At 58.6% G+C, this 21,328-nt stretch carries 18 protein-coding genes; all 18 read right to left on the reverse strand.

Annotated features, from left to right (window positions below; genetic code table 11):
• Window positions 1-159: 159 nt before the first annotated feature.
• The 18 genes from PD282_RS14475 to PD282_RS14560 all read right to left on the reverse strand — a co-directional run bounded on the left by PD282_RS14475 (window position 160) and on the right by PD282_RS14560 (window position 21,076).
• On the reverse strand, window positions 160-552 hold the full coding sequence (locus PD282_RS14475; protein ID WP_274651372.1) for a VOC family protein: 393 nt from the start codon (window positions 550-552) through the stop codon (window positions 160-162).
• Window positions 553-593: 41 nt separating this feature from the next.
• Window positions 594-1,082: a DinB family protein gene (locus tag PD282_RS14480; RefSeq protein ID WP_274651373.1), complete on the reverse strand. Its 489-nt coding sequence runs from the start codon at window positions 1,080-1,082 to the stop codon at window positions 594-596.
• A gap of 194 nt (window positions 1,083-1,276) precedes the next feature.
• Window positions 1,277-4,168, reverse strand: coding sequence for an alpha-L-rhamnosidase (locus tag PD282_RS14485; RefSeq protein ID WP_274651374.1), 2,892 nt, complete (start codon window positions 4,166-4,168; stop codon window positions 1,277-1,279).
• 52 nt (window positions 4,169-4,220) lie between these two features.
• Entirely contained in the window at window positions 4,221-5,051 is an 831-nt protein-coding gene (locus PD282_RS14490) for a carbohydrate ABC transporter permease (protein WP_274651375.1), read from the reverse strand.
• Window positions 5,048-5,914, reverse strand: a complete 867-nt coding sequence (locus PD282_RS14495; RefSeq protein ID WP_274651376.1) for a carbohydrate ABC transporter permease — start codon at window positions 5,912-5,914, stop codon at window positions 5,048-5,050. The genes PD282_RS14490 and PD282_RS14495 overlap by 4 nt, the downstream gene beginning before the upstream one ends.
• A gap of 170 nt (window positions 5,915-6,084) precedes the next feature.
• A complete protein-coding gene (locus PD282_RS14500; protein ID WP_274651377.1) occupies window positions 6,085-7,413 on the reverse strand; it encodes an ABC transporter substrate-binding protein in 1,329 nt (442 codons plus the stop codon).
• 211 nt (window positions 7,414-7,624) lie between these two features.
• Window positions 7,625-9,109, reverse strand: a complete 1,485-nt coding sequence (locus tag PD282_RS14505) for a helix-turn-helix domain-containing protein (RefSeq protein WP_274651378.1) — start codon at window positions 9,107-9,109, stop codon at window positions 7,625-7,627.
• Window positions 9,102-10,868 (reverse strand): sensor histidine kinase, encoded by a 1,767-nt coding sequence (locus tag PD282_RS14510; RefSeq protein ID WP_274651379.1) that lies wholly within the window; start codon window positions 10,866-10,868, stop codon window positions 9,102-9,104. Before PD282_RS14510 ends, PD282_RS14505 begins: the two co-directional genes overlap by 8 nt.
• Window positions 10,869-11,101: 233 nt before the next feature.
• Window positions 11,102-11,890, reverse strand: a complete 789-nt coding sequence (locus tag PD282_RS14515) for a BtpA/SgcQ family protein (protein ID WP_274651380.1) — start codon at window positions 11,888-11,890, stop codon at window positions 11,102-11,104.
• Window positions 11,891-11,927: 37 nt separating this feature from the next.
• The gene (locus PD282_RS14520; protein ID WP_274651381.1) at window positions 11,928-12,860 is read right to left on the reverse strand and encodes a carbohydrate kinase family protein; all 933 of its coding nucleotides are present in this window, start codon (window positions 12,858-12,860) and stop codon (window positions 11,928-11,930) included.
• Between the two features lie 14 nt (window positions 12,861-12,874).
• Window positions 12,875-13,999: an SIS domain-containing protein gene (locus PD282_RS14525; protein WP_274651382.1), complete on the reverse strand. Its 1,125-nt coding sequence runs from the start codon at window positions 13,997-13,999 to the stop codon at window positions 12,875-12,877.
• Between the two features lie 19 nt (window positions 14,000-14,018).
• Window positions 14,019-14,822: an energy-coupling factor transporter transmembrane component T family protein gene (locus PD282_RS14530; RefSeq protein WP_274651383.1), complete on the reverse strand. Its 804-nt coding sequence runs from the start codon at window positions 14,820-14,822 to the stop codon at window positions 14,019-14,021.
• 13 nt (window positions 14,823-14,835) lie between these two features.
• Complete coding sequence (locus PD282_RS14535) at window positions 14,836-15,687, reverse strand: energy-coupling factor ABC transporter ATP-binding protein (RefSeq protein ID WP_274651384.1); 852 nt, start codon at window positions 15,685-15,687, stop codon at window positions 14,836-14,838.
• On the reverse strand, window positions 15,684-16,586 hold the full coding sequence (locus PD282_RS14540; RefSeq protein WP_274651385.1) for an energy-coupling factor ABC transporter ATP-binding protein: 903 nt from the start codon (window positions 16,584-16,586) through the stop codon (window positions 15,684-15,686). The genes PD282_RS14535 and PD282_RS14540 overlap by 4 nt, the downstream gene beginning before the upstream one ends.
• A gap of 19 nt (window positions 16,587-16,605) precedes the next feature.
• The gene (locus tag PD282_RS14545; RefSeq protein WP_274651386.1) at window positions 16,606-17,322 is read right to left on the reverse strand and encodes a hypothetical protein; all 717 of its coding nucleotides are present in this window, start codon (window positions 17,320-17,322) and stop codon (window positions 16,606-16,608) included.
• Window positions 17,323-17,672: 350 nt separating this feature from the next.
• Window positions 17,673-19,607 (reverse strand): ATP-dependent DNA helicase, encoded by a 1,935-nt coding sequence (locus tag PD282_RS14550; RefSeq protein WP_274651387.1) that lies wholly within the window; start codon window positions 19,605-19,607, stop codon window positions 17,673-17,675.
• A gap of 171 nt (window positions 19,608-19,778) precedes the next feature.
• Complete coding sequence (locus tag PD282_RS14555; protein WP_274651388.1) at window positions 19,779-20,207, reverse strand: VOC family protein; 429 nt, start codon at window positions 20,205-20,207, stop codon at window positions 19,779-19,781.
• Window positions 20,208-20,239: 32 nt separating this feature from the next.
• On the reverse strand, window positions 20,240-21,076 hold the full coding sequence (locus tag PD282_RS14560) for a sugar phosphate isomerase/epimerase family protein (protein ID WP_274651389.1): 837 nt from the start codon (window positions 21,074-21,076) through the stop codon (window positions 20,240-20,242).
• Between the last annotated feature and the right edge of the window lie 252 nt (window positions 21,077-21,328).

A 21,328-nucleotide genomic window follows, 5' to 3' on the forward strand; every position in this document is an offset into this window, starting at 1 on the left:
CGATTCCGGCAAGATTCCTTTTCGATTGTGGAAGCGGATACATAAGCATAAATCGTAACATAACTATAATTATGTAAACTTTTTGGCGTGAAAAAATCCGATGAGGCCGACCGCCCCATCGGATCAAATACCGCAGCTTTACCGTTCCCCGCCCGGTTTTCAGCCTCTGGCGACTTTCGCCGCGTTCAGCTCGATTACGTTGCGGTCCGGATCGGTCACGTAGATTTGCCCGAAGCCGGTAATGCTGTTCGGATTCGCTTTATGCTCGACGCCGCGCTGCCGGAGCCAGTCCAGCGTCGCCTCGAAATCGGCGACGCGAATGGCGAAATGCCCGTCCCGCGTATCGATTCCGCTCGACCGAAGCGTTTCTCCGTTATGCACAATCAGGTGAAGCTGCTGGCCGCCGGGCCCGATCGCATACCAAGCCCCGGGAAAATCGAACGGCGGCCGCTCGATTTCCTTCAGGCCGATGATTTCCTCATAAAATGTCTTCGCCTGCTGCAGGTCCGTTACAATGATACTGACATGATGAATGCCTTCATGCTGAATCACCGGTAATCCCTCCCATCCGAATAGGTTACCGTTTCATTTTGTCATACTTCTTCCTTTGGTGGCAAGGCGTTCGGGGGCGGCAGAACCCGAAAGAAAGGCAATCCGTCGATCCCGAGCATCCGGGCATAAGTAAACAATTGACCTTTATGATGAATTTCGTGATCGACCGCACTTAACAGCCAGAAATGTCCCGTCGCCGCGCGGCCGATCACCTCGATTTCCGCCTCCAGCTGCGCATCCGTCAAAGATCCTAGATCCGCCTGCGTCTTATCGGTTAACGCATGTACGATTTTCCTGATATCGTCCATGGTCTCGTATGGGTATGAAGCAGGCGGAGTAAAGACACCTTGCTTAACCGTTTTCACGAACATCTCCATCACGCTCGCCATATGGACGATCAGTCCGCCGGCCGTAAATGCATCCTCCCAAGGCTTGAAATTCAAATGGGCATCGTCGAACCGTTCCGTCATTTCCTGCAGCACCTTACGATGCCGCAGCCAGTTTTGCAGTATTTCTTCCGCGTTCGTCACGTTCATACCTCCACAATCGTTATTTAGAATCCCTCCCTTCCATTGTAGCGGATACAGCGGCCGGGACTTCTTATCGATTGCGCAATCCGATTGCTGGCGGCCATCTTGTTGATCGGAGCTCTTTTGCCGCTGACCTCTCGGAATACGAGGAGGTGCACAACGAAACAAGCCGCCCGTCGGGCGGCCTGCGCGGATTACGATGAAAGGTCGGCCAAAGCGCGGAGCACCTCGTCCATTTTGTACTGCGGAACGCGGGCCATGCCGTTCTCCGCGACCTGCTTCAAGCTCGAGCCGCCCATGAACTGGAGCAAGCCTCCTTCGAACAAATGAGGCAAATGCCGCTTCAGTACCTCGACAGCCCGGTCGTCGCTCAAGACGTCGCTCATGATCGAATCCGCCGTGTATACGGTTCGGAACAGATCCGCATTTTCGTACGCGAAGACGTATGTGCCGGAGCCCGCCAACAGCGTAACGCCCGCTTCATTCTCCGCTGCGGACAGAATTCCGTCCGCCGCCGCTGCCGGCGCTCCTCCCTCCGTCAAGCCGGCAAGCGAGGCGCCGCGAAGCACGATCTCTGCCGTCGCGTTGGCCGGAATCGTGACGTCCACCTTGATCCGGGACCCGTTTACTCTCCAGCCGGAACGAATTTCCCCATAGGAAGACAAGTGTGCTGCCGAAGCGTGCGTCAGCGCCGACGATCCGAACAGCGGCTCGATATGAATCCGTTTGAACGCGGGAACCGCGGCATCCATATCCAAACCGGCCACCCTGCGGTACATCCATTCCCCGATCGCTCCGTAGGCATAATGGTTGAACGAGTTCATATCGTCGCTCCAGAACGAGCCGTCCGGCTTGATGCTGTCCCAATGCTCCCAAATCGTCGTGGCGCCTTTCGAAACCGAATAGAGCCAGCCCGGGTAGCTGTCCTGCAGCAGCAGCCTGACGGCGGTCCGGTGATAGCCGTGGTCCGACAGCGCGAAGCAGAGATAAGGCGTGCCGACGAATCCGGTCGTGAGATGATAGCCGTTCTCCACGATCAGATCATTCAGGTCCTTGGCCACGCGCAGCCGCGACTTTTCCTCCGCCAGCTCGAACACGAGAACGAGCACATGCGCGGTTTGCGTAGGCGACGCGACCCGGCCCGTCTGCGTCATGAATTCGTCCCGGAACGCCTGGACGATTCGCTTATGCAGTTCCCCGTACTTCGCTTCGTCCGCCGCGTAACCAAGCGCCTTGGCGGCTTCGCGGAGCAGCCGCGTCGAATGCGCGTAGAACGCCGTCGCCACCAGCTCGCGCGGCGTTGCGCCGACGTAGCTGTTCTCCTTGGCGTCCAGGCCGAGCCAATCGCCGAAATGAAAGCCGGTGTTCCACAGAAACTCGTGCTCTCCCTGCGCGCGAATGTACTCCACCCACGCTTTCATGCTGTCGTACTGTTCGGCCAGCAGCCTCAGGTCGCCGTAGTACCGATAGACCGTCCACGGGCAGACGACCGCGGCGTCTCCCCATGCGGCGGAGCTTGCCCCGCCGGCCGCGTCGGGGATGACGAACGGCACGCCGCCGTCCGGATGCTGCTCCGCCTTCAGATCGCGCAGCCATTTCGTGAAGAAAGGCGCGCCCTGGAAGTTGAACAGCGCCGTCCCGATGAACACCTGCGCATCGCCGGTCCAGCCGAGCCGTTCGTCGCGCTGCGGGCAGTCGGTCGGCACGTCCAGAAAGTTGCCGCGCTGCCCCCATAGAATGTTGCTCTGCAGCCGGTTCACACGGCTGTCGGACGATTCAAAGCCGCCGGTCCGCGGCATGTCCGAATGCAGCACTTCCCCGGCGAACGCGTCAAGCGGGAGCTCGCCGCCCGGATAGCCTTCCACCTTGACGTACCGGAAGCCCATGAACGTGAAATGCGGCGCGTAGCTTTCCTCACCCTCGCCTTTCGCAATATATTCCACCGTCTGTCTCGCAGGGCGAAGGTTGCCGAAGTAGATGTTCCCGTCCTTGTCCAACACCTCCGCGTGACGGAGTGTAATCGTCGTGCCCGCCGTCGCCTGTACACGCATGCGGACGCGTCCGACCATATTCTGGCCCATGTCCAGCACGCGGTCGCCGGCCGGCGTGACGAACGCCGATACCGGCCGGATCGTCTCGGTAACGCGCGTCGGCCAGTTTTCCTGCGGTACCAGCATATTGAGCGGCAATTCCAGCGCTTCGGCCGGTTTCCACGATTCATCCGCGAACCCGCTCTCGCTCCAGCCTTCTTGTTCGAGGCGGGCGTCATACCTTTCTCCATGATAGATCGTCGAATACCGGATCGGGCCGGCTGCGCAGCGCCAGGAATCGTCCGAGACGATCACGTCCCCGGAGCCGTCTTCGTAACGCACATGCAGCTGCAGCAGCGCCGCCCGCCGGTCGCCATATTTGAAATCCCGGCCGTCGAAGCCCATCCCGCTGCGGTACCAGCCGTCCCCGAGACTGATGCCGACCGCGTTGCTTCCGGCCTGCAGCAGCTCCGTCACGTCGTAGGTTTGAAATTGAAGCCGGTGCCGGTAGCTCGTCCAGCCGGGAGCCAGCACCTCGTCGGAGACGCGCCGGCCGTTCGCGTACAGCTCGTAAACCCCCGCGGCGGTCGCGTAGATTCGGGCCGACACAACGCTTTTCTTCAAGTCGAACCGTTTGCGCAGCAGGAAGGCCGCTTCCTCCTGCGGATCGATGGCGTCCGCCGCCGGCGCGATCCACTTTGCCTGCCACTCGTGAAGCTCCAGCAGCGTCGTCTCGAACCAGGCGGTCTCGCTCCAGTCCGATTCGCGGCCGTCTGCATCCCAGGCTTTTACCTTCATCAGGTATCTCGTGCGGGATTGCAGCGCCGGTCCGGCATATTCGACTTGGATGGAGGCGTCGCTTTCCGTATACCCGGTATCCCAAAGCGGCGCGTCGAAATCGCCGTCCGCCTCCGTTACCAAAATGCGGTACCCCTTCTGCATCGCGCCGCGGCGGTCCGACTCGAGACGCCAGCCGAAACGCGGCGTTCGTACGCCGATTCCGAGCGGATTGCGGCGGTATTCGCACGTTACATCCGTCACTTGCCATTTCTTCATTTTCGCCTGTCTCCCCTTGCCTATTATTGACTAGCCGTCCGCAGGCATTGCTTCAGCCTTTGACGGAGCCGGCGGTCATGCCGGCCACTATTCGCTTGTTGAAAAAGATAAACAGCGCAAGCGGCGGAATCGTGATGAGCAAAATGTTCGCAAACAGCAGATTCCACTGCGACACGAACTGGCTCGTATAATTGTACAGCGTCAGCTGAACGGTCACGTTCTTCGCGCCTGGAAAGAAATAGAGCGGATTCGTAAAATCGTTAAAAATCGTTACGGACTGCGTCACGATAATCGTCGCGGTCACCGGCTGCAGCAGCGGCAGGATGATCGTGAAAAACAGCCGGAAAGCGCCGTAGCCGTCCACGACCGCGGCTTCGTCGATTTCCCGCGGAATCGCCGCCATAAAGCCCCGGTACAGCAGCACGCAGAACGGAAACCCGAGCGCCACCTCCACCAGTACAAGCCCGGCCATCGTTTTGAACAGGTGAATTTCGTCCAGCACCCAAATCGTCGGTACGATCGCCGGCGGAATGATCAGACCGGCGAGCACGAAGAAGCTGATCCACGGCGTAGCCTTGTCGTTCCGCCGCTGCATGACGAAAGCGGCCATCGAGCAGAAGATAACCATTGCGGCGATGGACAGCACGGTCAGCAGCGAGCTGTTCCAGAACGCGCGCAGCAGCATGAAATCGCCGAATCGGATGACATCCTTCACATTCTGCCACAGTTCGATTTTGGAGGGCCAGGCCAAATTCATAAGCGAAGCCTCCGGAGCGCTTTTCATCGCCGTCAGCACGACGAAATAGAGCGGGATCCAGAAGATGACGATGCTGGCGGCAACGGCAGCGATTTCGACCGCCCATATTCGCGCGCCGCGGCTCATAAGTCCACCTCTTTGCGGTTCAAATAGCGGGACAGCGGAAAGACAAGGATACTGACGAACAGGAACAGAATGACGTTTCCGGCCGTCGACAGGCCATAGAAACCGCCTTGATATTGCTTGTAAATGATCGAAGCGATCACGTCGGTCGCGAAGCCCGGCCCCCCCTGGGTCATCGCCCAGATGAGATCGAACGAACGGAGCCCGCCGATGAAGGCGAGAATGATGACCGCATTCGTAGCCGGACGGCTTAACGGAACGATGATGCTCCAAAACTTGTTCCACGCGCCGCCCCCGTCGATCTGAAGCGCCTCGTAGTAATCTTCGGGAATGGATAAAATGCCTGCAATATAAATAATGGTCGCGAATCCGACGCCCTTCCACACGTCGACCATCGCCACGGACAGAAGCGCGATCCGCGTATCGCCGAGCCAGTCCGGGCCTTCGATGCCAAATCGTGCAAGGGTCGTATTGATCAGTCCCTCCGTCGGATGCATCATCATGCTGAACGTAATGCCGACGGCGATCGTGCTGACCAATGTCGGGAAAAAGACGACCGAGCGCAAATAATCCTTCGTTTTGATTTTACCGGTGAGAAAAACGCCCAGCAGCAGTCCGCCTACCACCTTGAGCGAGCAGGTCACCACCGCGTAAATAAACGTATTTTTGAAGCCGATGCTGAGCGAAGGCTCCTTGAAGAAGGTCGTAAAATTCCGAAGCCCGATAAAATCCCAATCCGACAGCGTCCATCTCGTCAAGCTGAAGAAGAAGGACATCAGGGTCGGGACGATAAAAATAACGGTGTATACGATGGCCGCAGGCAGCAGAAACTGGTACGTATAAATGCGTTTGAATACCTTGGACATCCTTAAGGTCCCTCCAATCCGGCCAAGAAGAAACGGGCAGGCCGCCTTAAGGCGGGCAAATTTCTTCCCTTGGACATCATATAAGCAAAGGATAGAGCGAGTCTAGATTTGAACGGGCGCAGCCCTGCCCCGATTCGGCAGGGCCGCTTCTTGATCATGCCGCGCCGTTCTTACCAGCCCGCAAGGCCGAGCTGCTGCGCCTGCTTCTCGACATCCTGGTCGTACAGCTTGGCGGCATCCTCCGCCTTGCGTTTGCCGGCGCCGACCTCCACCGTAATCTGCTCCAGGCTCGGCCCTTTCAGCGGCGAGAGGAATTCGAGTGCCGGAGCGGTCTTGCCCTGGTCGAAATACGGCAGCATATCCTTTACGACCTGCGGCACGTTGTCCGGCATGACGGCGCCTTTGACGACGTATGGGCCGGCAGGAATCGACAGCTTGGCGACTGCGGCCATCCCTTCCGGCGAAGCGATAAAGGACAGCAGTTTTTTCGCCTCTTCCGGGTGCTCCGTGTTCTTGTAAATGTAAGCGGCTCCCGGCATCCACACCGTAAGCCCGTTTTTGTCCGGACTGTCGCCCGGCTGCGCGAAGAAACCGATATCGTTCATCTGATCCGGATTGTTCTGCATAAGCGCCGGGATGGCGAAGGTCAGCATCGGATATTGGGCGCCTTTGCCTTCCGCCAGCATTTTCAGCCCGGCATCGTACGTCGTCGCGAGGAAATCTTTATTGTAGTATCCGGCCGTTTGCTCCAGCTTCTGAAAGCTGCGGAGGGCTGCCGGCGTCGTCGCGTATTTCGCCTTATTGGCCGTATAATCCGAAGCAAAATTCGGATCCTGCTCCTGGACATTGTAATAATCGGCCAACACGATGATCTGGGAGGTCCAAGTATCCTTGTAGCTGCCGATAATGGGCGTGATTCCCGCCGCCTTCAGTTTATCGTTATTCGCCATCAGTTCCGACCACGTCTTCGGTACCGAAAGGCCGAGCTTGGCGTAAATTTTCTTGTTATACAGCCAGCCTCCGCCAATCGAGGAAGAGTAGGGAACGCCATAAACCTTCCCATTCGCGGAAACGGTCTGCTTGAAGGAGTCGAGAACGTTCGCTTCGAACGGTTCATTCGTCAAATCCAGCAGGTTCTTGTCCGGATTGAGCGCCTGCAGCTGCGCGCCGGAATTATAGAACAGCACGTCGTCCATATCGCCGGTGGCGAGGCGGGTTTTCACGAAGTTGTCGCCTTCGTTGCCTCCGGGACGGGTTTCCGTTTCAATCGTAATGTTCGGATACTTGGCTTCGAACGCGTCGGTCAGCGCTTTGGCGATATTCGCCGAATCCTGGGTGTTGTCGATCAGCAGGCCGAGCTTGACTTTTTCCTGCGACCCGCCGGCCGAACCGGTATTGCCGGGTCCGTTTTTGTCCGATGCGCCGCCGCAGCCGGCGAGCAGTCCGCCCAGCAGCAGGACGCCGGTCAGCGTCGCGGCGATTTTCGTACGTTCACTCATTGGTCTAGTCCCCCTGTAACATTCAAAATGGATTCAGGACCCGGGCTCCCTATGCTTATAGTTTAGGTGAAAGCGTATCCACCGGACAGCGCCTCATTGTTTGGATCGGCTTCCGAATTTTTTGGGTGATCGCGTATCGATTGCTTTTATGGCGGATCCAATAAAGAAGGACGGAAGCGGAAAATTTAAAGCTTGAAAAACTTCCCGGAGCTCAAAGCCCCTCCTTGAATTGGCCCGGCGTCAGTCCGGTATGCTTTTTGAATACCTCGGAGAAATGGCGGTGCGTCAAATAGCCGACCTTCTCGCTGACCTCGCCGACCTTATAGCCTTTGCGCAGCAGCGTTTTTGCAAGCTCCATGCGGCAGCGGGTGACGTACTTGATGTACGTTTCGCCCATCACTTCCTTGAACAGCACGCTGAAGTAGGTGGCGTTCAGGCCGGCATGCTCCGCCGCCTCCTGAAGGGAGACGTCGCGCGAAATATGGCGCTCGATGTACAGCCGGGCCTTCTCCACTGCCGTATGCTTACTCTGCTCCCGCAGCTTCATCCCGCCGTCGGCAATCGCTTCGATCCGCTCCCGAAACCAATCCGGCGCGGCGCCCCGCTCCGCGGCCTCCCGAATTTCGATATGCGGCACGCACGGCTCCTGGGGCGCATCGTTAAGAGGGCCGCCCGCCTCCTTGACGGCTTCCGACGCCGCATAGATCAGCCGCAGCATTTCATGTTCGGCGACATCCGGATCGGCCTTTGCTTCGCGAATGCCGTCCAGGAAACGGTCGACCTGTTCGAGGAACAGCGCCCTGCTCCCGGCACGCAGGCTGAGGATGACCGATTCCGCCCGCTCCGCGAGCGAATCCGGCGACGCGCTCCAATCGCCCGGCTCGCTGAACCGGACGGCGCCCTTCAGCCCAAGCAGCAGCGCCGATTTGAGGGCGCGCTGCGCTTCCGAATAGCTGCGGTCGGCGCCGGCCGGATCGGCAGCCGTCGTTCCGATGCCCGCCGTTACTCCGGCCGTATCCAGGTCGCTTGCGATATCGTCCCAATACGACTGCGGAAGCGCCATGAAATGAAAGACGACGGCCAGCCGCTCCCGTTCGCTTCTTAAAAAGACGGTGCGGTACGCCGCATGAACCGGCAGCGTAAACGCCTCCTTCGCGGCCAGAACCGTAACGCCGCACACGCGGCCCGCCTCCTGACCGAAGCAGTCGCGCCATTTGGCTTCCGCCTCTTTTCCGAACCGGAGCAGGTCCCATACCGCTTTCTCCAGCAGCTCCCGTCTGGTCTCCTCGATCCTACGCTCCAGCGTCCGGATTTCTTCGTTGCGGCCGATTTGACCCAGCACCTTCCGCAGCGCCCGTTCGATGCTCGTTTCCGTGATCGGCTTCTCCACATAGTCGGTTACGCCGAGCCGGATCGCGTTCTTCACGTACTCGAATTCGTTGTAGCCGCTGAATACGACGCAGCACGTATCGGGCGCTTCCTCCATGATCTCCTCCACAAGCCGCAGGCCGTCCTTTCCCGGCATCCGGATGTCGGTCAGCACGATCTCAGGACGTACGCTGCGGAACGTCTCGAGCGCGGAAATGCCGTCCATGGCCGTGCCGGCCAGCTCGATGCCGAGGCCCTTCCAATCAATCAAGGCGCCAAGCGCCTCCAGCACGATATATTCGTCGTCAAATACGACTGCCTTAATCATTCGTCTGCACCTCTTCCGGGAACGGTTTGAAACGGAGCTCGATCCGGGTGCCGCGCCCCGCTTCGCTCGTTACAACAAACGAGCTGGAAGCGCCGTAATAGAGCGTCAGCCGGTCGCGGACGTTGCGAAGGCCGTAGCCATGACCGGTTTGCGCGACATCCTCCATGCCGACGCCGTCGTCTTCCACCATAAACAGCAGGAAATCCCCGTCCTTCCGCCCCTCGATTCGGATGCGTCCATTCCCCACTTTAGGCTCCAGTCCGTGAAAGATCGCATTCTCGACGAGCGGCTGAAGCACAAGCTTCAGCATATCGTAGCCCATAATGGCGGGATCGACCTCGATATCGCAGCCGAAGCGGCCGCCAAAGCGAATCGTCTGGATCGTCATATAATGCCGGATATGCTCGAGCTCGCGGAAGACGGGAATCGTTTCGCGGCCTTTGTTCAGGCTGAGCTTGAAGCTCTCGGACAGCGCCAGCGCCATCGCGGCGGCCTCGGCGGTCTTGTTCAGCCGCGCCATCCAGTAGATCGAATCCAGCGTGTTGTACAAAAAATGCGGCTTGATCTGCGCTTGCAGCGCGCGCAGCTCCGCCTCCTTCTCCTTCAGCTCCGAATGAATCAGTCTTGCGCCGAGCTCCTGGTTTTCCAGGACGATCCGCTTGAACGTCTCGCCGATCGCGCCGACCTCGTCCTCCTTGAACGTTTCGGCAAAGACGCGGGAGCCTTTGTTCCAATCGAGCATCATTTTTTTCAGCCGCAGCAGCGGACGCGTAATGCTCCCCGATACGATAAAGGAGATAACGAGCGCGACAAAAGCGATCAGCGAGGCGATCAGCGCGGTCGCCGTGCCGATCCGGTTCGACTGCTTCAGCAGGCGGCTCTCCCGGATAATATGGATGAAGGTCCAATGCGTCGTCTCGTTGCGGAATTCGTTGACCAAATAACCGTCCTCCTGCAGCCGGTCGGTCATTTCCCGAATGCTGCCCGCAGGGAGCTCCGGCACCGCATCTGTTTGCGGATAAACGATCCGGGCCGGATGGACGGATGAATCGACCGCCAGAAACTGACCGTTGTCCCCGCTTCCGTTAAAGACGCTGCCGAACATCGAGGCCGAGAGATTCGTGATCAGCAGTCCGAGAGGTTTCCCGTCTTCGGTGCCCGAATCCCGGAACAGCTTGACGGTCGAGAAGACGCCCTCCTTGCCGCCCAGTACGTTATAGCCGAAAAAAACGACGCGCCCCTGCGCCCGGACCGCTTGCCGGTACCAATCCGTCCGCATGATCTCCTGCGCTTTGTCCGGCTTCTCGTAAATCCCGGCGTCGTCCGACCTGCCGAGACAGTAGGTCTGGAAATGAAGATCCAGCACGCAGAGCGAATCGACGTACCGGGTATCGAACGAGTTGCTGTTAATGACCCGCTGCAGCCGGTTCACCGTCTGGGTGTCCGTTTCGCTCAGCTCGATCGGGTTCTTGATGCCGCTCTTTCGCAGATCGTCGCGGATTTCGTCGCTGAGCACGATGAAACGGTTCAGGTTTACGACGTTGCGCAGCAGCAGATCCGCCACCTCGCTGGATGTTTGCAGATGGTCGTAATTCGTTTTCGTGTTGTTCTCGGTCAGCGTTTTTTTGGCGATATCGAAGGAGACGTAACCGAGCAGAAAGAGCGGCGGCAGCGAAAGAAGAATCATCGTCGCGAAGAAGCGGCTCCTGACTCGGCGGAAACGAAATCGGGAGGTAAGGCTGCGAATCGTTCCAGCCATGGATAACCTTCCTTTCTGCAGCATTGACCGGCGTTTTGATTTTTTCCATAGTCGATTTTTGTCGATTTCAATTCTATTATTGTACTTGACGCATCCGGCGAGTGAAAGCGCTTATTTTTTGGAAGCGATGTCCGGATTTTTTGGACGGCCCGTTTTTCTTGCCAAGCACAAAAAAGCTCCCGCCTGCCTCGTGGGCATCGCGGGAGCTTGATGCGATGATTCGTTGAAAGCCGTTAACTTTGGAGCATGCGTTTGCGCTCGGCCATCGCTTTTACGCGGTTCGGATCGAAGGGCTGCAGCAGCTGTCCGTCCTTCTTGATCGAAGTCCCGACGATCGCTCCGTCCGCGGCCTGAAGCACTTCCAGGACGTTGTCCGCGTCGACGCCTCCGCCGATCCAGACCGGGACGCCGACCGTTTGTTTGACTCTGCGGATATAGTCGAAGCTTTGCTCGACGCTCCGGCCGGCAATAACGAGCCCGTCCGCCTTTCCGAACCAGACCGCCTCGTGCGCCATCTCCTCGAGCGACGCGCCGCCGAGCGGCCACCGGGTCCGGTCGTATACGTCCGCGAACACGGCGATATTGCCGGCCATCAGCTCTCGCCGGTACCGCTGAACGCGCGCGGCGCAGCCTTCTACGATGCCGTCCGGCCCGACCATCGCGCCGACATACACCTTGATCCGGACGAACGATGCGCCCGCGGCATGAGCGGCCGCCAGGATCGCTTCCGGATCGTCCTCCAGCAGGCTGATGCCCAGCGGAATCGAGACCCGGCCGCGGATCATCGCGCCCAGCGCGGACATCCAGGCGATCGTCTCGGTGCGCGCTGCCTTCGGAACCGGAAGATCGCCGATATTTTGCAGCATGAGGCCGTCAAAGCCGCCATGCTCCAGTACCTCGGCCTCCCAGATAATCGAATCGATAAATCGATTCCGATCCATGCCGCCGTACATGCCCGAGCCCGGCAGAGGCGGACAGCCGACCACGCCGATCAGCGGCTTGGAACCATACCAATCGTTCATCTCATTTCCCGTCCCTTGACTGAGGATTTTTCGCCGCTCACGCCATCCCTTTCAGCCTTTGCGCCGTATACCAGGCCAGCCGGCCGGAGGCGGCGGATCTTTCCGCCGTCATCGCCGCCATCGGCCCGTAGCCCTCCAGCACGAACGAAGCCGATACGCTCCCCCATTCGGCGGCCGCCGCAGGACCGCAGCCCGCGGACATGCCGGCCAAAAATCCGCCGCAATAGGCGTCGCCGCAGCCTGTTGGGTCCACCGCTTCGCCGGGGTACGGGGAAATACGGGTCTCCCGGCCGCTCTCCTTCTCGTAAACGAGGCTGCCGCGTTCGCCAAGCTTTAGCACGACGACCGGCGGCCCCATGACTGCAATCCGCCTTGCCGCTTCCGGCTCACCGATGCCGCTTCCGAGCATAGCCGCAACTTCGACGCTGGACGGCATGAACACGTTCAGCAGCGGAAGTATTTTCGCCCAGCGGTCCGCATCGGACATCCAATCCTCATGCGGGTCGAGGGAAATGTACGGCACGCCGCGAGATTTGAGCGCGTAAACCCATTGCTCCTGAATGTCTATGGGCATCGGCGCGATATGGGCGGCCCGGATGCGGCCCAGCACCTGCTCCGGAACGAGCGGCGGGCGCGGCGAAATGGAATGATAATCGCTTTCCGTATGGATCGGCACATATTTTCTGCCGCCCTGCACATCATATAAGGCCCACTGCCGGACCGCAGGCACGTCGAGCGCGATCACCCGGTCCATGTCGATCCCCGATCGGGTCAGCAGCTCCAGCGCTTCCTTCGGATAATTGCGGCACATGCAGGTCAGCAGTACGGGATGAACTCCCCAAGCCTTCAGCCCCAGCGAAGCGTAAAGCGCATTCCCGCCCGGAGTGGTAAAATGCGTTTGGCCGTTTGGCAGCACGATATCATCCACGGTCAAATGGCCGATTACCGCCGCTTCGAAACGTTCAGCCATGCCGCTCCCTCCTGTCAGCCTACGATATTGCTGCCGAAAATTTGCCGGAAATTGACTTCCATCCGGTTTTTGTCGTCGAATCCGAGCATGACCGCTCCCACGGCCTGGGCGAACGAATAGGAGAAAATTTGCAGCGGAATCTGGTACAGCAGCGGCGTCAGGCACTCATCCTCCGGCGCCGTATCAGGCATCGCCAGAACGGTATCGGCCAGCTTCTGCGTCTCCGCATCGGCTTCGCTGCATATAACGGCGGCATGCCCGCCCATATCTCTCACGGCCTGCAGCTGCTCGCGGGCACGGTCCGCAGCCGCACCCGGCGGAGCGATGACGATCGTCACCGTCCCTTCCTTGGTGCAGAAATACTGCTCATGCGCCCACTCCTCCAGTTCCTGGGCCGTCGTATTGTGCTTGGCCGATTCGATCTGCTTCGCCATGCCGAACAAGGCCGAACCGTAATTCGGGCCGCCGCCCATAATGACGACCTCGCTCGCTTTTGTCGCCAGTTCGCCCAGCCGGCCGGCGAGGTCGAAGGTGCTTTCGACCGCGGTATCCATCAGCGTGCCGAACGATTCGATTTTCCGCATCAGCGCTTCCGTGCCGCCTTTGCCGGTTCTCTCCGCCAAATACGCCGCCAGCACATATTGGGCAATCAAGGACGCAGTATAAGAAATCGTTCCCGGACCGAAGCCGGTATCCTCGTATTTGTAAAATACGGTGCCGTCCGCCTCCTGCCCGAGCCGTCCTTCGGTGTTGTACGAAACGCCGAACGTCAGGTGCCTTCTGGCTTTGCCTCGCACGACGCACTCCACCGTCCGCGCCACGCGGCCGGAATTCGAGGTGGCGACGATCCAGCTTCCTTCCGGTGCCCAGTCCGCCTCGTACCGGGAAAATTCCAGCGATTCCATGGCGCGGCAGTCGACGCCCGCCCACATCTTGAAAGCAAGCTCGGAGCTGATTCCGCAGAAATAGGAGTCGCCGCAGCCGACCAGATACGCGCGCCCCGGCAGCGGGCGCGGGTCCAGGATCGACGACCAGCTTGCCAGAATCGGTTTCGCTTGCGTTCTTACAAAATGACCTTGGGCCCGAATGCCTTTCAGCATGTTGCCCCATTCGAGACTGACGTTTTCATGTACGAGCATCGTATTCCCTCCGATTCGGTTATAAGTAATCCGCCAGAAGCACGCCCGTCCCCGTGAGCCGGCAGCAGATCCCGAGGACGATCGCTCCAAGGGCGGCGAGCATGACGATGTAATCGAACGATTTCAGCTGCACTTCGGTGATGCAGGTGCGGTTTTTTCGGGCGCCGAACGCTCTCGCTTCGAGGGCGATTGCCAGCGACTGGGCGATATCGATCGACCTCAGCAGCATCGGCCCGAGAATCATGACCGATTTGCGGATTCGTGCGAGCGGATTCCCGCTCTTGTAATCGTAGCCGCGCGATTTTTGCGCTTCCACCACCGTGACCCATTCCGCCCCTACCAGCGGCACGAGCCGGATCGCAAAGGAGACGGACATCGCCGCCTTATACGGGAGGCCCAGCTTCAGGAAGGCGGCAGTCATCTTTTGCGGCGAGGTGGTGGCCATCCAAATGCCCGCCGACAGCACCATTATGGTGACGCGAAGCCCCATCGCAAGCCCGAACCACAAGCCGGTATCGGTTAATGCAACTCCCATTACGTTAAACAAAGGCTCTCCCGTTTTCACATAGGCCGGCCAGACGATCAGCGACAGCAGCACGAACCAGACGCCGGAAAGCAGCAGCATCCGGATCAGCGTGACCGGAAGCCGGATCCAAAGCGCCGTGCCGATAAGCAGCGCGGCGACGAGCGCCAGCGGCAGCGGGTGATTGAAGCACAGGGAGAGCACGAAAATCGCGAGCACGGCGACCGTTTTCGTCCGCGGATCGAGCGCCTGATGGACGACGGACGGCCGTTCGATATAAATGCTGTAACCGGAAGCCACTTGGATCACCTCGTTATTTTGCCGGGACCGTCCGATCGCTTTTCGCACGGGAAAGCGCCCGAACGAGGCCCGGAACCGTAATAATCGGGTCGCCCGGGTCCATCAGACCGAGCTGACGGCCGACCCGGGTTACCTGCAGCGGTTTGACCTGCGCGTACCGCAGCGTTTGGAGATCGCTAAGCACGTCCGCGGTAGGCGCATCCTTCAGAATGCGCCCGCCCGCCATCGCGATGGTGCGGGGTACGTAATCCGCGACGACGGGAATATCGTGCGTAATGATCACGATCGTGACGTTCAGCTTCTCGTTCCATTCCTTCAGCAGGTTCATGATACGGGTGATGCCCGCGTAATCCAGCCCCGTGGTCGGCTCGTCGACGACGAGGATGGACGCGCCGACGGCGAGAATGGAAGCGACGGCCAGCCGCTGCCGCTCGCCCCTGCCGAGCATCGAAGGGTGCAGCTCCCGCTTTCCTTCCAGCCCGACCAGCTGCAGCGCTTCCTCGATCCGCCGCTTGACGGCTTCCGGCGCGAGGCCCGCTGCCCGGGGGCCGAAGCCGACCTCCTTTTCCACCGACTGGGAAAAGATCTGGTGGTCCGGATTCTGATAGCAGTAGCCGACAAGCCTGGCTAGCGCATCCCGCTTATATTCCCGCGTATTTCGTCCCCGGACCCAGACGTCCCCCCGGGTCGGTTTCAAGATGCCGTTAATATGCTTGGCCAGCGTCGTCTTTCCCGCTCCGTTCTGGCCGATCAGCGCGATAAAATCCCCTTCGCGGATATCCAGATTAATGCCGCGGAGGATGGGGGACGTTTGTTTGTCGTATCCGAACTCCACGTTCTCGAAGCGAATGACCGGCGAATTCACTCTCCGTCCCCCCTCAGCCAAGCGCCGAGCGTACCCGCCGCTTCCTGTTCGTAAGGCGTAATCGCGTCCTCCCGCAGCAGTCCCGCTTGTTTCAGTCCATGCATCGCCTCGGCCACCTGCGGTACGCGAAGCCATCCTTTTTCCAGGAAAATCTCCGGGTGGCGAAAATGATTCGCCGGCGTATCATCGGCGAGAAGCTGCCCGTCCTCCAGCACCAGAATGCGGTCGGCAATTTCCGCCAGCTCTTCCACCGCATGATCGACAAGGACGATCGTTACTCCGCCGCGCTTCAGGTCGGCGATGGTGCGGTACACCTCTTCCTTGCCGATCGGGTCCAGCTCCGAGGTCGGTTCGTCGAGAATGAGCACCTTCGGCTCCATCATAAGCGCGCTGGCGATGGCAAGCCGCTGCTTCTGGCCGCCGGACAGCTTGTAGGTTTCCCGGTGCATGAAGTCCTGCAGGTTCACCCTGCTCAGAACCGGCCCGATCCGCCGGATAATGTCTTCCGGCGCATGCTCCAGATTTTCCGGCCCGAACGCCAGGTCCTCCATCACATTCATGCCGACGATCTGGCTTTCGGGATCCTGAAACACCATGCCGACCTCCTGCGCCAGCACCTCCGCCGGCACCTCGCGCGTATGCTTGCCCAGCATCCAAATATCGCCGGTCAGTTTGCCGCCTACCGCATGGGGAATCAGACCTTTGAGACATAGGCAAAGCGTGCTTTTGCCTGCTCCTGAGGCGCCGACAATCCCGACAAGCTGTCCTTTATGGACGTCAAAGCTGATATCGCGCAAAATGTCCGTGTCGCCCATGCGATAACGGAACGACAGCCCCCGGACCTTGATAACCGGTTCCACATCATCCATGCGCCGCACCTCCCAGGTTCTTTTTTTCATGAGCAATTCTTCCTGCATATCAGGCCGCAATATTCCGCTCCAGCCGGTCCTCCCAATATAAGCCGCGGGACTTGACGACTTTATACAATATCGTGATTAAGATCGGCGAAAGAATAGCCGGCAGCAGCGCCTGATTCGTCAAAATGGAGAGCGTAACCCCGCCCCAGGCGACGGCAGGCGGCAGCACGTGAAGGAAATCGAGCCATCCCGGTATCGTAATGGCGTGAATGACAGGCGCGATGATAATGCCCCCGATATAAAAGCTGATGACGTTCGAAGCGTTCGAGAAATTGGCGCCGCGGCACATTTTGTAGGTCAGCCAGGTGATGTAGGTGTGGGATAGACAGCCGGCAATGGAGCCCAAGGTGAGCTGCCCGCTGATGGCGTCTCCGATAGGCATCGAAAACGTTACGCCGATACAGGCCGGTAGTCCGAAGAGTACGGATAAGGTTTGGGCGATGGAAAGCGAAGGATTCAAGCCGCCGATGCCCGGGATGAAATTGATGGCCAGCGGCCTGCCCGCGATATACAAGGCTGCGCTGACGGCGATCAGGGCGATCGTCGTCGCGTTCCATTTGAGCCCGTTGCGCACGAAGCCTTTGCGCCCGATCGTCCAGCCGGAAAACTCCATGGCCCAGATGGCAGCCGCCAGAACCAGAAACAGAAGCGAAGCAAACACCAAGACGGAATGCAGGGGACCTTGCCCGAGCAGGGCTGCCAAAAAATTGGACTGCATGTGGATTCCCTCCCGAATATGCATTTGTAAACATTGTTCGCGGCGATTCACTCCTGTTGTAAAAAACTGTCTGTTACGTCACCGTTCCTGTCATGGGAACTCTCCTTTCGAAGAAATAGGCCACGAATTCATGGTACGCTGCGGGAAAGGTATGTTGGTCTGACCAATGTAATTTATTATAACACATATTTTCGATTTGCCAATATTATATAAGGAAAATATAACGTTAACCTCACTCAAAGATGAGAAAAATTCAAAATATTCATCGTATATGTAAGTTTTAATAACTTAAATGTGACATAAAAGGTGCAAAAAAACGCTCCCTGTCCTACAGGAAGCGGTGAACTTCTTTATAAATAGGCGACATCCGCACCGCCTGGCAAATAACGGGCGATGTGCTCTTTTACCGCCGCATCCTGCAGCTCCTCTCCGAAAATCGAGACGATGCCGCGGTCTTCGCGGGTCCGGATCAGCCGCCCGATTCCCTGTCTCAAGCGGAGCAGCATCGAGGGCAGGTCGACTTCCTCGAACGGCCGGACGGCATCCTTCCGTTTGGCGGCATAGACGGGGTCGTTCGGCGGAAACGGCAGCGACCAGACCAGCACGTGCGACAGCGACGGACCGGGGATATCGAGCCCTTCCCACAATGTAACCGCGCATAACACGCTTTTCTCGTCGCGTTGAAACTCGGCGATGAGACGGCTGATCTCCGCCTCGCCTTCGTACAGAAAACGGAATTCCGTGCATTCCCGGTAGCCTTTCAGCTCTTCCTTGAAGCAGTCCAGCTCCTCCCGGGACGGGAACAGGATCAGCGCTCTTCCGTCCGATTGCCTGAGCAGGTCGAGCGCCTGCTGCATTTTATCGGCATACGGCGTAACCGGAAATAAACCGGCTTTCATCTGCTTCGCATAATCGTAAGGGGACGGAACCGAGAACGACAAATAGCTGTCGATTCCGAGGCTCTGCGCGATATAGTCGAACGCTCCGCCGGCCGACAGCGTAGCCGAGGAGAAGACGACCGGCATTTTCCGCGTGAAGACCCGTTCCTTCAAAACCTCCTTCACCTTGCGCGGCATCATGACGAGCGTCGTGCCGTCCCAGTCCTCCTCGATCCAGGAGATGAGCCGCTGCGGATGGTCGAACAGCTGCAGCGCCAGCTGCATCATTTCGAGATGCTCCTCGACAATGGTGAGCCGGTATGCGTCAAGCGTAAACATTCCGCTTTCAAACACGAGCTCTTCCTCGATTGCGTACAGCAGCTCGCGAAACCGGTCGATTTCGCCGAGCAGCCTGCCGTTGATCGCAAACTCCTTGCGGCTCGAGCCCGGCACGTCCCTGCTTTCCGCCTCCAGCTCGGCAAACAGCGCAAGGCTTTGACCAAGCGCCTCTTCGATCGCAAGCGCGAGCGATTCGCGGATCTGACCCTCGAGGAGCCGCGTCACGATGCTCGCGAACTGCGAATGCTTCAGCTTGTACGTCAGCGCGCTTTGTGCCGCCGTTTCCACGAGATGCCCCTCGTCGAACACGACGGAGCTGTGCTCGGGCAGCAGCGGCAGCTGGCCTTCGCGTTTGCGGGCATCGTAGGTCCAGATATGCTCCATATAGAAGTCATGGGAGCAAATGATCAGGTCCGCCGCTTTGCGGTAATGCTCCCTCGACAGCGTCTGCCCGCAGCGGTGCCGCTGGCTGCAGACGAGGCAGTCCTGGAACACGTCCCAGCCGATCCGCTCCCACTGCTTGTCGGTCAGCTCGGGATAATCCGTCCGGCTGCCGTACGGGCTAAACGCCTGCAGCGATCCCGAAGCATAGACGAATTCCGGCAGTTCTTCGTAAATCCGCTGAAAAAGCTCGCCTTCATGGATCGAAGTTTTGGCATCGTCGAGCTTGTTCAGGCAAATGTATTGATGCTGCGATTTCCCCAGCCGCACATCGGCGGTCAGATTCAAATGGCGCGCCAGCTTCGCGACGTCGCCCTCGGGCTTTACGAGCTGCTCGATCAGCGATTCGTCCGCGCAGGCGACAATCGCCGGCTTTTGCGTATAGCGCGCATATAAAATCGCATACAGCAAATAGACGAGCGTTTTTCCCGTTCCGACGCCCGCCTCGGCGAAAATCGTCTTTTTCTCGCTGTACGCCCGTTCCAGCTGAAACGCCATAAAAATTTGCTCGTCCCGGACCTCGAAGCCGGCTTCGGGCAAAAGCTCGTAAAACACATCCGCGATATAATCCCCGGCCTGCTTCATAAACGGCGCCGAAGGGTCGAATTTAAAGGGGTAAGTCGCCAATCCGGTAAGCCTCCGTATTCTTGGTCGTCAATTCCATCCCTTCATTATACCGTAAAAACGAAAATAAGCGACCCCTGCTTGCAGGGCCGCTGCCGATTTTCGCATTCAGCGCCGGACGGTGACCGGAAGAGAAAACCGCTCCCATGCAAGGAGCGGCTGATTGATTCCGTCTTATTTGCCTGTCAGACCCGCCGCTTTCGCATGGGGCGATTCCAGGTCGATTTGCATAAATTCGATCGGGTTTCCGTTCGGATCCTTCGCCCAGCACTGCCAGTTCTTGTCCATTCCCTGCTGCGGACCCCAGTAGACCTCGATATTGTTCGCCTTTAAATGCTTGTCCATCGCCATCAAATCTTTAACCTCGATGCACAGGTGCGAATAAGCGCCGCCCTGCTTCGGTTCAAAGCCTTCCTTGGCGTAAAACAGCTCGATGAACTGGCAGCCGGCCACGCGGATATATTCGATCCACGGTTTGCCTTCCTTGTCGTTCAGCGAGAACGCATGCTCAAAGCCCAGAATGTCGCAGTAAAAGTTCAGCATGTCCGCCATTTTGTCCGTCGTATACGCGGTATGGCCGATTCCGACTACATTGTCATTCATGGTATCGTCTCCCTCTGATATCAGGTTTGGACTTACAGGCCGGCGGCGGCGAACACCTTATCGAAACCGGCTTTGGAACGCTGAAGAAGCTGCTCCGGCGACCCTTCCGGCGCGGATTTCGACAAAATTTCCTGTGCGACGACACCCTTGTATCCGATCGACTGCAGAGCGCCGAGCGCTCCCGCCAGATCGATGACGCCTTCGCCGGGGTACAGCCGGCCGTTGTCGAGCGCGTCCTCGATTTTCACGTCCGGCGCATCGTTGATGTGCACATGCACGATCTGCTCCGGTTTAAGTGCGCGAATATCGTCCAGCGTGCCTTCATTGGTATACCAGTGATAGACGTCGAACAAAAGGCCGACATTCGGCCTTCCGATAGCATCGGCCCAGTCGAGCGTTTCTTCCATCGTCCAAATGAACGGATTTTTCCAAGCCGTACGCAGATGGTGCGGACCGACGAATTCGAGGCCGAGCCGGATCCCGTAGGCGCCGAGGATTTCGGCGGCGATCCGCATCCGCTTCGTGGCCTGCGCCATGAATGCGGCCGGTTTATGGTCCGTCGACGGCAAAATATAGGTACAGCAGGCCGTGCACCCCAGCGCCGCCGCCGCCGCGGCGGCTTCCGTCAGCTTCGGGAGGCCGTCCAAAAATACGGATTCGCTTTGCCTCCATTCGACGGACAGTCCGATCGAGCCGATCACGACGTTGCTGCGCTGAAGCAGCTCCTTCGCACCTTCGACTCCGTTGCGCTCGATCAAACCTCTTGCGTCGATATCCACGGCATCGAAGCCGTATTGGCCCGCCAGCTCGATAAACCGCTCATCGCTGCCGATATCGCCCAAACCGGCGCGCGAAAGACCTTTTAACAATTCGACAACCTCCTCGTTTCCCATACGTGAATTACAAATGCGTTAAGCGCTGCAAGCGCGTTCCGGCTCAATTGTAGACGCTTGCATAAACGCTGTCAACAACCTCGGGCAGCGGCGTACGATATGGGAATCGTCTCGCCTCAATTCCATTTCGATATCCATTACTGCCTTCCATATTCAAGAACGGCAGTCAGGCTGCTCTGCTTTTTTAATCCGCCCAGTTTTACTTATGCCGCTTGTTGTATTCCTCGT

The organism is Paenibacillus humicola (assembly GCF_028826105.1).
Taxonomy (GTDB): domain Bacteria; phylum Bacillota; class Bacilli; order Paenibacillales; family Paenibacillaceae; genus Paenibacillus_Z; species Paenibacillus_Z humicola.

Coding starts and splice junctions, on each gene's coding strand:
- PD282_RS14485 (WP_274651374.1), bottom strand. CDS start 4,168: ATGAAGAAATGGCAAGTGACGGATGTAACGTGCGAATACCGCCGCAAT.
- PD282_RS14490 (WP_274651375.1), bottom strand. CDS start 5,051: ATGAGCCGCGGCGCGCGAATATGGGCGGTCGAAATCGCTGCCGTTGCC.
- PD282_RS14495 (WP_274651376.1), bottom strand. CDS start 5,914: ATGTCCAAGGTATTCAAACGCATTTATACGTACCAGTTTCTGCTGCCT.
- PD282_RS14500 (WP_274651377.1), bottom strand. CDS start 7,413: ATGAGTGAACGTACGAAAATCGCCGCGACGCTGACCGGCGTCCTGCTG.
- PD282_RS14505 (WP_274651378.1), bottom strand. CDS start 9,109: ATGATTAAGGCAGTCGTATTTGACGACGAATATATCGTGCTGGAGGCG.
- PD282_RS14510 (WP_274651379.1), bottom strand. CDS start 10,868: ATGGCTGGAACGATTCGCAGCCTTACCTCCCGATTTCGTTTCCGCCGA.
- PD282_RS14515 (WP_274651380.1), bottom strand. CDS start 11,890: ATGAACGATTGGTATGGTTCCAAGCCGCTGATCGGCGTGGTCGGCTGT.
- PD282_RS14520 (WP_274651381.1), bottom strand. CDS start 12,860: ATGGCTGAACGTTTCGAAGCGGCGGTAATCGGCCATTTGACCGTGGAT.
- PD282_RS14525 (WP_274651382.1), bottom strand. CDS start 13,999: ATGCTCGTACATGAAAACGTCAGTCTCGAATGGGGCAACATGCTGAAA.
- PD282_RS14540 (WP_274651385.1), bottom strand. CDS start 16,586: ATGAAAAAAAGAACCTGGGAGGTGCGGCGCATGGATGATGTGGAACCG.
- PD282_RS14545 (WP_274651386.1), bottom strand. CDS start 17,322: ATGCAGTCCAATTTTTTGGCAGCCCTGCTCGGGCAAGGTCCCCTGCAT.
- PD282_RS14555 (WP_274651388.1), bottom strand. CDS start 20,207: ATGAATGACAATGTAGTCGGAATCGGCCATACCGCGTATACGACGGAC.